Source organism: Mycoplasma haliaeeti (genome assembly GCF_048284645.1).
In the GTDB taxonomy this organism is placed as follows: Bacteria; Bacillota_I; Bacilli_A; order Mycoplasmatales; family Metamycoplasmataceae; genus Mycoplasmopsis.
The window spans coordinates 1-14,561 of record NZ_JBLWAB010000010.1; the positions used below are offsets into that span (position 1 = coordinate 1).

Annotated in this window: 12 protein-coding genes; 5 read left to right on the top strand and 7 right to left on the bottom strand. The window is 31.2% G+C overall.

Going from position 1 to position 14,561, the window contains the following annotated elements; genetic code table 4:
* Positions 1-215: 215 nt before the first annotated feature.
* The 5 genes from recA to ACNQ2T_RS02925 form a co-directional block, all read right to left on the bottom strand.
* Complete coding sequence (gene recA / locus ACNQ2T_RS02905; RefSeq protein ID WP_416755517.1) at positions 216-1,214, bottom strand: recombinase RecA; 999 nt, start codon at positions 1,212-1,214, stop codon at positions 216-218.
* A gap of 113 nt (positions 1,215-1,327) precedes the next feature.
* A complete protein-coding gene (tuf, locus tag ACNQ2T_RS02910; protein WP_416738595.1) occupies positions 1,328-2,515 on the bottom strand; it encodes an elongation factor Tu in 1,188 nt (395 codons plus the stop codon).
* A gap of 209 nt (positions 2,516-2,724) precedes the next feature.
* Positions 2,725-7,119 (bottom strand): PolC-type DNA polymerase III, encoded by a 4,395-nt coding sequence (locus ACNQ2T_RS02915; RefSeq protein ID WP_418035924.1) that lies wholly within the window; start codon positions 7,117-7,119, stop codon positions 2,725-2,727.
* 12 nt (positions 7,120-7,131) lie between these two features.
* Positions 7,132-8,220, bottom strand: a complete 1,089-nt coding sequence (locus ACNQ2T_RS02920) for a phosphatidate cytidylyltransferase (protein ID WP_416755515.1) — start codon at positions 8,218-8,220, stop codon at positions 7,132-7,134.
* A gap of 70 nt (positions 8,221-8,290) precedes the next feature.
* Positions 8,291-9,028, bottom strand: coding sequence for a type III pantothenate kinase (locus tag ACNQ2T_RS02925; protein ID WP_418035926.1), 738 nt, complete (start codon positions 9,026-9,028; stop codon positions 8,291-8,293).
* 74 nt (positions 9,029-9,102) lie between these two features.
* Between ACNQ2T_RS02925 and ACNQ2T_RS02930 the strand changes: the two genes are divergently transcribed.
* Positions 9,103-9,855, top strand: a complete 753-nt coding sequence (locus ACNQ2T_RS02930; protein ID WP_418035928.1) for a phosphotransferase family protein — start codon at positions 9,103-9,105, stop codon at positions 9,853-9,855.
* Positions 9,856-9,907: 52 nt separating this feature from the next.
* Here the strand turns inward: ACNQ2T_RS02930 and tyrS are convergent, their stop codons facing one another.
* Both tyrS and tapR read right to left on the bottom strand, forming a co-directional pair.
* Complete coding sequence (gene tyrS, locus ACNQ2T_RS02935; protein WP_418006302.1) at positions 9,908-11,140, bottom strand: tyrosine--tRNA ligase; 1,233 nt, start codon at positions 11,138-11,140, stop codon at positions 9,908-9,910.
* Positions 11,140-11,721, bottom strand: coding sequence for a TyrS-associated PheT N-terminal domain-related protein TapR (gene tapR, locus ACNQ2T_RS02940; RefSeq protein WP_418035930.1), 582 nt, complete (start codon positions 11,719-11,721; stop codon positions 11,140-11,142). The genes tyrS and tapR overlap by 1 nt, the downstream gene beginning before the upstream one ends.
* Before the next feature lie 46 nt (positions 11,722-11,767).
* Here tapR and ACNQ2T_RS02945 point away from each other — a divergent pair, with 46 nt between their 5' ends.
* From ACNQ2T_RS02945 to tsaD, 4 genes are read left to right on the top strand one after another with little or no spacing between them, the layout of a single operon-like run.
* The gene (locus ACNQ2T_RS02945) at positions 11,768-12,625 is read left to right on the top strand and encodes a DegV family protein (RefSeq protein ID WP_416755508.1); all 858 of its coding nucleotides are present in this window, start codon (positions 11,768-11,770) and stop codon (positions 12,623-12,625) included.
* Complete coding sequence (tsaE, locus tag ACNQ2T_RS02950) at positions 12,625-13,020, top strand: tRNA (adenosine(37)-N6)-threonylcarbamoyltransferase complex ATPase subunit type 1 TsaE (RefSeq protein ID WP_416755506.1); 396 nt, start codon at positions 12,625-12,627, stop codon at positions 13,018-13,020. The genes ACNQ2T_RS02945 and tsaE overlap by 1 nt, the downstream gene beginning before the upstream one ends.
* A complete protein-coding gene (gene tsaB / locus ACNQ2T_RS02955; RefSeq protein ID WP_418006301.1) occupies positions 13,020-13,577 on the top strand; it encodes a tRNA (adenosine(37)-N6)-threonylcarbamoyltransferase complex dimerization subunit type 1 TsaB in 558 nt (185 codons plus the stop codon). The genes tsaE and tsaB overlap by 1 nt, the downstream gene beginning before the upstream one ends.
* Positions 13,577-14,515: a tRNA (adenosine(37)-N6)-threonylcarbamoyltransferase complex transferase subunit TsaD gene (gene tsaD, locus ACNQ2T_RS02960; RefSeq protein WP_418006300.1), complete on the top strand. Its 939-nt coding sequence runs from the start codon at positions 13,577-13,579 to the stop codon at positions 14,513-14,515. The genes tsaB and tsaD overlap by 1 nt, the downstream gene beginning before the upstream one ends.
* Positions 14,516-14,561: the final 46 nt, after the last annotated feature.

Sequence of the window (14,561 nt, forward strand, 5' to 3'; positions counted from 1 at the left end):
CGAAAAAATTGACTGTCATGTACATTGTATATATCTAGTTTTCAAAGAACTTTTGCTTCATTTAAGTTGCGATATTATTATATAACAGATTTTTATTTTATGAAATAAAAAGATAAATATTTTTTTATTTCATTCTGCAATACTTTAGCGCTAACTAAATGAGTAAACATATGATAACAAAAAAATCGCAAAGTGCGATTAAAAAAATTATTTTTTTATATAGTAGCTAATATTTCATTATATAGGGACTGATTATCAAGAATATAAGACTTCATGTTTTTCTTTCCTTGAGCTACATTTTCGCCTTTATAGCTAAATCATGCACCTTTTTTCTCAATAATTCCATTTTCTAAGCCAATATCAACTAATTCACCTGACTTGTCAAGTCCAAGAGAGAAATATAATTCAGATTGCCCAGTTTTATAAGGTATAGAAAGTTTGTTCTTAACAACCTTAAATTTGATTTCGCATCCTACTATATCTTTCCCTTCTACTATAGGAGATCCTTTTCTAACTTCAATTCTTACACTAGAATAGAATTTTAAAGCTCTTCCACCAGGTGTAGTTTCAGGACTTCCAAAAATTACCCCCACTTTTTCTCTTATTTGGTTAATAAATATAATAGTAGTCTTATTTTTATTTAGATTTCCAGTAATTTTTCTTAGTCCTTTTGACATTAGTCTAGCTTGTGCGCCAATTTGCAGATCAGTCATTTCACCATTGAGTTCAGCTTCTGGAACTAGGGCTGCAACACTATCAACAACAATTAGATCAATTTTTCCTGTTTTAGCTAAAATATCAACTATTTCTAAGGCCTGTTCTCCAGAATCTGGTTGAGATAAGATCAATTTGCTAATATCAACTCCAATTTTTTGCGCATATTCAGAATCAATAGCATGCTCTGCATCAATAAAAGCAGCAATCCCTCCTTCTTTTTGTACTTCTGCAATTGCATTGAGTGCTAAAGTTGTCTTACCTGAGCTCTCTGGTCCAAATATTTCAATGATTTTGCCTTTTGGAAAGCCTTTAATCCCCAGGATCTTATCCAAGATATAGCTGCCACTGTGAAATGTATCTATTGATATATAAGGTATATCTCCTAGCACCATAATAGATTCTTCGCCTAGTTTTTTGCTAATTTCTTTGATAGTTTCCTTAATACTTTGAGAAATATTAGTTTCATTTTTGGTTTGTTCTAATTCTTTTTCTTCCATATAGTCCTTTCATTTATTTATCTAATAAATTAAAAAAGACTAAAAGAGAACTGAAAGTGAACAAAATATAAAAAAGTATGCATTTGCATGCACACTTTTGGTTTGTGAATAAATTATTTAATGATTCTTGTTACTGAACCAGCACCAACTGTACGTCCACCTTCACGAATAGAGAATTTTGTTCCTTCTTCTACAGCGATAGGAGCGATTAATTTAACTTTTAAGTTAACGTTTTCACCTGGCATAACCATTTCACGACCTGGTTCGAATTCAACTCCACCTGTTACGTCTGTTGTACGGAAGTAGAATTGAGGTTTGTAGTTCTTGAAGAATGGTGTGTGACGTCCACCTTCTTCTTTCTTAAGTACATAAATTGCAGCTTCGAATTCTGTGTGAGGAACGATTGATCCTGGTTTAGCAAGAACTTGTCCACGTTCTACGTCTTCACGGTTTACACCACGTAGTAATAACCCAGCGTTGTCCCCTGCTTGTGCTTCTTTAAGGTTCTTACGGAACATTTCAATTCCAGTAACAACTGTTTTCTTAGTAGGTTTTAATCCAACGATTTCAACTTCGTCGTTTAATTTAAGTGTTCCACGTTCTACACGTCCTGTAGCAACTGTTCCACGTCCTGTAATTGTAAATACGTCTTCAACAGCCATTAAGAATGGTTTATCGAATTCTTTAACTGGTGTTTCAATGTATGAATCAACAGCGTCCATTAATTCCATAACTTTGTCTTCGTATTTAGCATCACCTTCAAGTGCTTTTAAAGCTGATCCACGGATGATTGGAGCGTTATCTCCATCAAATCCGTATTCTGAAAGAAGTGAACGAATTTCCATTTCAACTAATTCGATCATGTCTTCTTCACCTTCTAACATATCACATTTGTTTAAGAAAACAACGATACGAGGAACACCAACTTGTTTAGATAAAAGAATGTGTTCACGTGTTTGAGGCATAGGTCCATCTGTTGCAGCAACAACTAAGATAGCACCATCCATTTGAGCAGCCCCTGTAATCATGTTTTTAACGTAGTCAGCGTGACCTGGACAGTCTACGTGTGCGTAGTGACGTTTTTCTGTTTGATATTCGATGTGTGAAGTATTAATTGTAATTCCACGTGCTCTTTCTTCTGGAGCGTTATCGATTGAAGCGTAATCACGAGCTTCTGATAAACCTTTTTTAGCTAAAACTGTAGCAATAGCAGCAGTTAAAGTTGTTTTACCGTGGTCAACGTGTCCGATTGTACCAACGTTAACGTGTTCTTTTGAACGATCAAAATCTAATTTTGCCATATTTGTAATCCTTTCTATATAAATATAATTAGATATTATTTTTTTATTTAAGTTATTTTTGTTTTAGCGCTAAAACCAACCTTAAGTCTGGTCTTTCATCCAGATCCTGTCCGTTTATATTAGCAATGTAATTTTATCAAATTTTTTATATTTCAAGAAAAATGTAATTATTTTATTAATTGCTTGAAAATGCACTCAAAAAGTACATTTTAAAATAATTTCATTTGGTTTGTTTCATTTAAATAATCAAGAATTCCTAATTCTTCATTTAAATATTTATATAAGCTAGCATTGACTCCACTACGTTTTTTGAAGTCTTCCTTAGACATATAAGGAGTTTCTTCTCTTCCTTGTATTATCTTAGTTGCCACTGCTTCACCTAATCCCCCAATTGCAGAAAAAGGTGGAATTAAAGTTTTATGTTCACGATCCACTACTCATTCTGTAGCAAGTGATCTAGTTAAATCGATATTTGAAATATTAAATCCTCTAGCATATAGTTCACGAGCTATTTCTAAAGTTTGCAATAAGTTTTCTTCTTTAACTTTTTTATCTCTTAAGGATTCAATTTCCTTAATTTTTTTATTAATTTTTACTGCACCATAATCATTTTTTAAGGTTTGAATATCAAATTCTTCAACTCTAGTAGTAAAGAATGTTGCATAGTATTCGAGTGGATAATATAGCTTAAATCATGCGATTCTTCAAGCCATTAACACATATGCAGTGGCATGGGCTTTCGGGAACATATATTTAATTTTCTTCATTGAATCAATATATCAATCAGGTACATTACTACTTTGCAATGATGCTACTTCTTCATCAGTTAATCCTTTACCTTTACGAACTTTTTCCATTATTTTAAAAGCATATAAAGGTTCTACACCACGGTTAATTAAATAAACCATGATATCGTCACGACATGAGATAACATCTTTTAAGGTAAATCCTCTTTCATTAATTAAACTTTGAGCATTTCCTGTTCAAACATCAGTCCCATGTGATAGCCCTGAAAGTGAAATTAAGTCAGCAAATGATTCAGCTTTAGCTTCATATAGCATCCGTCTAACAAAGTTGGTTCCAAATTCAGGTAATCCAAGTGCACCTGTAATTTCTCCCCCAATATCCTTAGGTTCAATTTTTAAAGCTGCTGTGCTACTAAAAAGTGACATTACTGCTGGATCCTTTTTAGGAATATCTTTTTTAACATCTAGTCCAGTTAATCTTTCTAGCATTCTAATTGCAGTTGGATCCACGTGTCCTAAAATATCTAATTTTAAAACATTATCGTGAATAGCATGGAAATCAAAGTGTGTTGTTTTTCAATCCAAGGTAGTATCATCAGCTGGATAATTAATTGGAGTAAAGTCTTCAACATCATACTCTTTAGGAATAATAATAATTCCTCCAGGGTGTTGTCCAGTTGTTCTTTTTACTCCTTCCATTTTGGTTGATAAGAAATCAATATAAGGTCCACTAAATTCAAAACCATACTCTTCAACAGCTTTTTTAACATACCCATAGGCAGTTTTACTTTTAATAGTTGAGATAGTTCCTGCTCTAAATGTATGGCTTTCTCCAAAAAGACGCTTAATTTCATTATGAATTTCAGCTTGATAATCACCTGAGAAGTTTAAATCGATATCAGGAACCTTATCAGCATTAAACCCTAAGAAAGTTTCAAAAGGAATAGTTTGTCCATCTTTTTCCATTGTAATATTACAGTTAGGACAGTTTTTATCATCTAGATCAAATCCAGAAGTTATTCCTTCTATATTAACTAATTCAAAATTCTTACATTTAGGACAAATATAGTGTGGTGGAAGTGGATTAACTTCAGTAATTCCTGACATAGTTGCTACTAAAGAAGAGCCAACACTTCCACGACTACCTACAAGGTATCCATTATCTAGAGATTTCTTAACTAACTTATGTGAAATTCAGTAGATTACATCAAACCCATATTTTAAAATAGGTGTGATTTCTTTTTCAAGTCTTTCTTCAATTAATTTAGGTAAGGTTTCTCCATATTTTTCATGCGCAGTCTTATAAACAAGTTCATATAACTTGTCTTTTGAATTATCAAACTTAGGTGTATATAAGTCATTATGGATAACTTCAATATCATCAGCAACTAAACTTGCAATATGATTTGGATTGTTAATAACTAAATCTTCGACTAATTCAGGCTTATTTATAAAACTAAAAGCTTCTAGCATTTGGTCAGTGGTAAAAAATTCTAAATCAGGTAGTTTCATAGTTTTAGCTTGAGCTTTACGATAATCAAATAGGAAGTGAGTTGCATTTCCAATTCCTTTTGAATAGACTAAACATTTGAATACATTTTTATCTAATTTATCTTGATATCTAACATCTCCAATTGCTACAGGAATCTTTTTGTGCTCTAAAGCAGTTCTTACCATTCTTAAAATAGTGTCTTGCACTTCAAATTGAGAGAATTTATCAGGTGATTCAATATAGTGGTCTAAAGCATAAATATGAGGAATTTCTATATAGTCAAACTTATCAATTAGACCATCAATAGCTAGATTTGAAGAGTAAAACATGTAGTCTAGTAATCTAGATTTCAATCCTCCTGATCCAATTAATAAGTTTTCACTCTTAGGCAAGTCTTCAAAGAATAATTTTGGTGATCCAAAATAACGTTGAGTTAATGATAGGGTAACTAAATTAAATAATTCTTTTAATCCAGCTTGATTTAAGGCTAAAACAGTAATTTGACTTGATCTTGTCCGGTTATATATACTAATATCTTGGATGCTATCTAATTGTTTAAGTGTGTTAATGCCTCTTTCTGATAATAGCTGCATTGCCTTAATTCAAGCTTGAGCTAAGACATCAGCATCATAGTCAGCACGGTGGGCTACATTAGCATCATAAATAACTGATAAGTTAGCACAAAAGGCCCCTAAATTATGTTCTCTTTTTTCACTAAATAAGTATCTTGAAACAATTAAGGAGTCAATAAAGAAGGTATTAGGTAATGCTCTTCCTTCTTGAATGAATTTTTGATAGATAAAATGTGAGTCGAAATGTGCATTGTGAGCAACACAAATCCGATTATTAATAATCTCATAAATTTTATCTAGCCCTTCTTGCAAGCTATATCCTTCTTCTTCTAGCATTTTATCAGTAATATTAGTCAAGTTAATTGTAGTTGAAGAAAGAGGTTTTCTAGATTTAATAAAGAATTGGTGAGTTTCCTTGATTTCTCCATCAACTACTACTGAAGCACCAAATTCAATTAAGTCTCCATATTGAGCTGATAGGTGAGTAGTTTCAATATCTAGCACCACATATTGGCTACTTAAAATATTACGATCAATACCATCATAATTAAGTAAGAAGTTGTGATTTTTGTCAATTACATCAAAAGAAACACCATAAATTGGTTTAACTCCAGCTTTTTTAGCAGAAGCAAAAAACTCAGGGAAACCTTGCACACCATTAGAATCAACTAAAGCTACAGCACTGTGTCCAAAGTTTTTTGCAATGCTAATAATTTCTTTAGGATCTAGTAATCCATCCATAGTACTCATTTTTGAACGAGTTGATAATTCAACACGTTTAAAATCAGCTGTATCACTACGGGTATTTCTTGGGTTATCAATTTTTACAAAGTAGTGGGCTTTAATAATTTTATTTAATGGACCTTCGCCACGGTATGAATAAGGGTTTGCAACTGTACCATAGACCTCAACATAATCATTTACTTCAGGAATGTATTCAGGTAAATTGTCATTATTAACAAAGTAACTAATTTCTACAGCATCATAATAGTCAGAAACATTAATCTTATAAATCTTAAATTCAGGTTTTTCTATTACTTCAGCTTTGTAAACTAATCCTGATACCATAACTGGAATATCTATTACTTCAGGAGCTAGTGTAGAAATGTAATTTATAGCTACAGCAGAATAATTTCTGGATTTATTATTTCTTCTAAAGTTACGATTTTGATTGTATTTATTATTAGCAACCTTACGTTCAAAATTGCTTTCACCTTCATAATTATCATTAGAATAAATTGCTGTGCTCTTTTGATATTGGCTTCTAATTTGATTATCAATATCAGAGTCTAAATTTGGCAGATATTTTGGCAGTAAAATAAAGCTTTTGAAACCAAAATTGCGCATCGCACTAGAAAGCATACCAGCTTGGAATTCTAATTCCTTACCTTGTTCTTGGTCAGAATAAGAAAACTCTCAAGCATTATTGTGAGGATTGTAACTTAATAAGTCAAATGCTCTTAAATATTGATGCAATGTGCAATTATTTAGTTCATCTTCTAATTCTAATATCCCTAGAATATAGTTCTTAAACTCAGGATTGCTAAAATCAAGATTTTCAAATTCTCATTCAATTCAAAACTTTTCTTTTTTACATGCATAAAACAATGTTTCAAAATCATTTCATGTTGGTAAGGGACTTAATAGGAAAACCTTTTGATATTTGATTTCGTTTTGGTCTCCTCTTTTGAATTCAATCTTTTGATTGTTGAATTTAGTATCTTGTAGTGATGATAAAAAACTTAGGCCTAAATAGTCCATAAGTTTTTGAAATGCTTTATCAGAATATTGCATATTAATCCTTTCCTATAGGGTTGAACTTGCAGCAAGTACGCCAAAGAACACGAAGACAAATGAAATTGAATCAATCCGATCAAGTAAACCACCATGTTCTTTTAAAATATTTGAAAAGTCCTTAATTTCATTTCTTCTCTTAATTAATGAGAAGTATAAATCACCTAATAAAGCAATAATTGGTGAAATGAATAAAAAGGCTAATAAATATGGAAAGAATCTAGCATGTGGGTCTAAAAGCACTCCAGCAACTGAGTTTTTATCAAGACCTCTAATTCCATAAACTGCATAAATATAAATTAAAGTAATTAGGAATGAAGCTAAATAACCTGCAATTGCTCCTTCTCAAGTTTTTTTAGGACTGATAGCTGGTGCTAGTTTGGCTTTGAAGAATTTGTGACCTAAAAATCTTCCTCCAAAGTATCCTCCAATGTCATATGAGCTAGCTACTACAATCATTAAGATTACTAATTCAATACCAATCTTTTGAGTCATTAGTACAATAAATGACTTAACAAAAATTGTTAAAAATAGTGACATAAATCAAAGTGAAATAGTTTTGATAATTAAAGCTAGTATATTAACATTATCAATCACAACTAGTCTAATTAAGAAAAAGACTAAAGCAATAATAAAGGTAGTTAAGGGTGCTCAATAATCAAAGACATATTGAGTAAATAATGTTCCAAAGTAGTAACCTAATGCACTGCTTTCTCCACTAACTGTTAGATTATTAACAGGTAGGTTAATTAGTGCACTTGAAGCAACTGCTCCACGACCAAAAAGTACTTCAAGGAACATATTTGGCCCTAGCATCATTGATAAAACATAAAATATAGTTAAGATAATTGAAGGAATTAGCATATTACTATAAGCATGTGATAGCTCATAGAATATTCAGCCGACCATAATTCCTAATAATGCTATAGCAAAGGCTCTAAGGGTTCAAAATCCCGCTGTAGAAAAGCCTTGGTATAAGTCCGATCTAAATGAGTATGTTAGAACTATGACTAAAAGTACTAAGACAGCAACTATAATTAGAGCTGGTATAAAACGATTTAGTCAAAAGTTTTTTTGTCTTTCTTGTGTTTCTGTTTTCATATATCTATTATATTAAATTCCTTTCTTTTTGGTCTTGAATTAGACAGCAATCCTATAGGGTCTTAAGGTATTATTTTGCTTCTAAAAATAAGTAAACATAGCCTTGAGCAATTAAGTTTGGATTGTAACTATAATGATCTTTTAAATAGATACCATCTCCACCTGTAAGTAAGATTTCATAGCCATTTTGATCTTGACAGTGTGATAAAATAAAACCATTTAGTAAGTTGTATAGCCCTGAATTTAAGGCTTGGATAGTATTTTGGCCTAATTTTGTTTCACTAGTATATGGCATGCTTAATTGAGTAATTTTTTCTTGTAAATGTAAATAAGAAATGTAAGCTCCAGGCGCAATTGAAGCTCCTTGCAACATACCTTGTGTTATTTTTAATCCAACTAAGGCACTTCCAAACATAAAAACATAAGCATTTGAAATCTGGTTGCTAGCACAATATTGCACGCAAGCTAAAATATCAATTCCAAGTTGCGTTCTATCGATATTTTTATCAATGGCTAAGTTAGCTCCATAAGAATTATCTAAAATAGTAATCTTACTAAATCCAATTGCTTTCAAATTAGCTTGTAATTTGTCTTGGTAAGCTTTATTTTCATTAGTACTTGCAATGATAACTTGGTCACTATAACTAGGCATACATAAAGCTAAAATATTTTCCAGCTCAATACTTTCATCACTTGTACATAGTCAATTTAGACTAAAAAGAGTCTCATTGGTATTACTGATATAATGAAATTTGATCTTGGAATTTCCAATATCAAAAACTAAATAATTGGTCTCATTTTTTTGCATATAACCTTCACTTTTTTAAAATAAATATTGATATACTTTATTATAACTGAACAAAATTATAAATGGAGATATATATGAAAAAAGAATTAATCGAAATTGGACATACTAATATTTCTTATAAAACAGACCACAACACTATGCTGCAAACTAAAGTTTTTAACAAGTTTAACCATAAATTAGACTATAGTTGCTTAAGCAAGCTTGACTTTGTGCCAAAATTAATCAAGGATACTGAAAGTGAAATTGAGTGAGAATGGATTGAAACTCAACCATTAGTTTTTAACAAAGATACCTTAAAACAAATAGCAAACGATTTTAAAACCTTACACGATTCAGATTTAAAGTTTCCTAAAACAAACGTAGCTGCTCGGGTAAAAGAATATCGTAAAATTCTTAATGAACGTAACATTAAAATTGATGTAATTAATGACTACTATAAAAGAATTAATATGATCTTAAAGAATTCACAAGCAAATCGTCCTTTACATAATGACTTATACTTAAATAACATTTTGCTTTCTAAGCAAGGTAAAATTTATTTTGTTGATTGAGAATACTGTTCAATGGGGGATAAGCATTTTGATTTAGCTTACTTTATTTGTGGTTCATACTTAACTAGCGAACAAGAACAATATTTCTTAGACCAATATGATAGTTACTGAGAAGAATACTTAATTCAACAAAAGATTTTAGTTTACTATCTAACAATTTTATGAGACAACGCTCAAGAAGTTAAACCTTTTGACGATTCTGACTGTATTAAGCGCCTAAAAGAAGTTGTAGCAGAATATGATTATAAGAAGAAAAATGACTTATTTAGAAAGTAGATAGCTAGTCTATCTTTTTTTCTGCATTTGCATAAAAAAATGGGCAAGCCCATTAATTAATTTTTATTAAATAAATTTGTTTTTTACCTACATGTAATAAGGCATATTGATTATTTCAAATATTTGACTCAACAAGAGCATTTTCTTCAATTGCAACTAAGTTTAGCTTAATTGCACCATTTGCTAAGAATTCTCTAGCTTCACGTTTTGATTTAATAATTCCTTGTGCAATTAGCTCTTCAACTAAAATGCTTCCTTTAGGCATAGAAATAACATTTAATACATCATCTAGGTCTTGAATGCTTTCTAAAGGTATAGTATTTAAATCTAGTTTCTTATTAAATAAGATTTCTGAAGCAAGAGCAGCTTTTTCAGCTTCTTCAATGTTATGAACTTGTTTTATAACATTGAAAGCAAGCGCTTTTTGTGCAATGTGTTCAGCTGGGTTAGCTCTATGCTTGTCTAAAATTACTTCAATTTGGTCCACTTGTAAGAAAGTTAATCATTTTAATAATTTTTCAATTTCGCTATCTGGTTGGTTTAAAAGGAATTGGTACATAACATATGGTTTAGTTCTTTCTGGATCTAACCATAATGAACCACCTCCAGTTGACTTACCAAATTTATTACCATTGGCATCAGTTAATAGGTTAGCTGTTATTGCCACAGCTTGGTGTTCATTACCAAATACTGTTGAAATCATATCAAGTCCAGTTGTGATGTTTCCTCATTGATCTGAACCACCAAATTGAACTCTGACATTTTTAGTCTTATATAAAGTTAAGAAGTCTCATCCTTGAATTAATTGGTATGAAAATTCTGTAAAACTTAGTCCTTTTTCAATTCTAGAAGCAACTGAATCTTTAGCTAACATATAAGAAACGTTTACTAATTTACCAACGTCTCTAAGGAACACTAAAATGTTCATGTCTTTGTAGAAGTCGTAATTATCAATTACTTCTAAGCCATATTTTTCAAGTTGGCTTCTAATTCTTGATTTATTTAGTTGTAATGTTGCATCATCAAGTAATTGTCTTTCAGCATCTTTAAAAGATGGATCACCAATCATTCCAGTTGCTCCACCTAATACTGCAAATACTTTAAAGCCATGTTGCTTAAATCTTAATAAGTTTGCAATTTGAATGTAGTTACCTAAGTGTAAGCTAGTTGCAGTTGGGTCAAATCCACAGTAAACAGCTGCATCTTGAGGTAAGTTTTTAAATTTTTCCTCGTTAGAAATGTGCTTTAATATTCCACGAGTACTTAAGTCTTCAATTATAGTCATTATGATAGTTTAAAATCCTTTCCAATCTGGCTAACTTGACCAAAAATTAATCTTTCGCCTTCTAATCCTAATGTTTTATATCCAGTTAGCATTCCTTGGCTAGCTACATTAAGCATTTCTCCACTAAGCACATCTGTTCCAGCAAATGTTGTACTTCCAGGCAGTGCTAAAACTACTACTTTGCCTTCTTGAGAATCTAGTGTGTTAGTTACTAATTGAATGCTTGAATCAGGAGCAATTTGTACTTTTAAAACAAATAAGCGATCACTTTTTGGATGAGCTTTTCTTTCTTGAATTAAGCCATAAATGAATTTTTGGTCATGTGCAAGTTCAAGATTTAATTCCTTAGCCATTGCAAGAATTAAATCTTCTCCAGCTTGAGGCAGATAGCCAAATTTAACATCTTCTGGTATATAATATTTAGCATTATTTAATACATTAATGCTTGCTACCTTGTTGTCTTGATCCACAAAGAAAACTAAATCTTCATGTTTAATTTGGTGTACTTTTTGGATTCTTGAGTCAACAAAAAGTACTGATGTATTCTTAAATACTTTATCTAAATTATTAAATAATATCATAGAGATATTATACCTTCTTTACAGTAATTTATAATATAATACAATTATGAAAAAAATAGCTATAGTAGTAGACTCTTCATGTGGATTAACAAAGGAACAAGTTGAAAAACTTGGGTGACATTTTTTACCACTAAAAATAGAGTTAGATGACAAAATCTATAATGATGGGGACAACTTGAAAAGTAACGAACTATTCCGTCACTTTTCACTTGAAACGAAGACATATAAAACAGCTTGTACACCTATTGGACTTGTTGAAGATATGGTTGAAGCATTGTCTGCAACACATGATTATGTGGTTGTCTTTCCTATTTCAAAACATTTATCATCACAATATCAAAACTTGAAAGGAATGGAAGCTTTATATCCTAAATTAAGGGTTTTTGACTCTGAATACATAGCCATCTTACTAACATTCCAAGTTTATGAATTCTTAAACTTGGTTGAAAAAGAAAATATGGATGTTGATAAAGCTTTAGAGTTAGCAGCACAATGAAAAGAAGAAATGCTTGTTTCATTAGTGCCAAAATATAATGATTACCTAGTTAAAGGTGGGCGACTTTCACCATCAGCTGCCACAGTGGCTAAACTTTTAAAAATTGTCCCAATTATTAGTTTTTATCACGGGAAGCTTGAAAAAGAAGGTAAAGGAAGAATTTTTGCTAAAACTATTTTAAATAAAATTGATGAAAAACTACAAGACTCTGATTCAGACTTATTAATCTTGCAAAATGACTGTGCAGAGTATGCTCAAGTAGTTAAATATGTTAAGGATAACTATAAAAACAATCGTGTATTCTCTTCTTCATTGCCAAATTGCATCTCAATTCACACTGGACCGGAAGCTATCGTTATAATTAAACTTGGGCGTAAGCTTACTGATCAAGAAATCGCAGCTTTATAATGCAACAAAAAATCATTTGCGACACATTACAAGACTTAGATAAATTTATTGATGCAAATTTAGACTTATTTAAAGAAAAGAGAATCATCTTATTGAATGGTGACTTAGGAGCTGGTAAAACCACATTTGTTAAGTTGCTAGCTAAAAAACTAGGTATTAAACAAAATATCACCTCACCTAGTTTTTCATACATGAAAGATTATTCAGGTCTTATTCACATGGACCTTTATAACTATCGAGGTGATATTGAAGAATTCGAAGATTACTTTGATGATAATATAGTGGCTATTGAATGAGCTAACTTAAAGAAATATCAATTTAGTAACTTTGTCGAAATTAATGCATACATTGACCGTGACTTACGTCATGTCTTTGAAATTACGGAGGTTAGATAATGAATGTTTATTTAGATACCTCAAGTGAAGATTTTGTTTTAGTTTTATTCAATCAAGAATTCAAAGTTCTTGATTTTATTCTACTAGAAGGTTATAAAAAGAAAGTTCAACTCATTACTGACCAATTTGCTATCTTACTTGAACGCAACAATTTATCAATTCAACAACTTGATGGTTTATATACCAATATAGGGCCTGGATTCTTTACCGGAATTAGAAGCTCACTAGTTTTCTTCCGCACCTTAGCTTTATTAAATAACATTAAAATGTATGTAACTACCAGTATGGATATTTTGCAGTTACAACATCCACATAGCAATTATTTATGAAGTGATGCGCAAGGGAATAAGTTATATCAATATAACTATGAGATAGACTCAAAAAACTATCATAACAAGATAACTGTTGTTGAAAATAATGGACAAGAGTTAACTAAAATTAACTTTGTTAGAATGATTAATGACTTTGAAACTTATGCTAAAGTCTTTAAGTTCCAAGAAACAATGAGCATAGAGCCTTTATATATTAAGCAACCTCAAATAGGAGGACAAAAATAATGCGTATTTTAGGAATTGAAACCTCACATGATGACACTTCTCTTGCTATCTTAGAAGATGGTAAAGTCTTAGACATGTGGACTATTTCTCAAATTGATATCTTTAAGCAATTTGGAGGAACAATCCCAGAAGTGTCTTCACGTGAGCACGTAAAAAACATTGCATTAATTCAATTAATGCTGCAAGAAAAATATGATCCTAACTCAATTGATTATGTTGCCTATACCAAGGAACCAGGCTTAATTGGAACTTTACAAGTTGGTTATTTATTTGCCAGTGCCTTTGCACAAAGCATCAAAAAACCTTTGATTCCAATTAATCACTTAATTGGGCACTTCCTTTCTTCAACTCTAACTGAAAACATTACTTTTCCAGCTTTATGTTTACTAGTTTCAGGAGGACATACTCAATTAATTTATGCTACCTCACCAACTGAAACCGAAATTGTAGGAGAAACTCTTGATGATGCTGTTGGAGAAGCTTTTGATAAAGTTTCTTCACGTTTAGGGCTAGGATTTCCTGGTGGACCATTAATTGATAAATTAAGCCAAACTTATGTAGGTGATTTTATTCCATTTACTAAGCCACATACTGATAATGCTCTTGACTTCTCATTTTCAGGGCTAAAAACTCAAGTATTAAACAAAGTTAATAAAGCAAAAATGAAGAATGAAGAAATTGATCCAATTCAATATGCTGTTTCATTCCAACGTACTGCTGTAGATTACTTAATTGAAAAAACTAAGTTAGCTTTAGAAACTTATCCAGTAGCAACCTTAGTACTTGGTGGTGGAGTATCAGCTAATAAACTACTTCGTTCAGAATTTTTAACTCTTCATCCAAATACAATAATCCCTTCACTTAAATATGCAACTGATAATGGTGCAATGATTGCACAAGCTGCTTACTTACAATTATTACAAGAAGGCAAAAAATAAATGCAGGCATCTGCATTTTTTTAAACAAAAAAGCCTATGGTTAGGC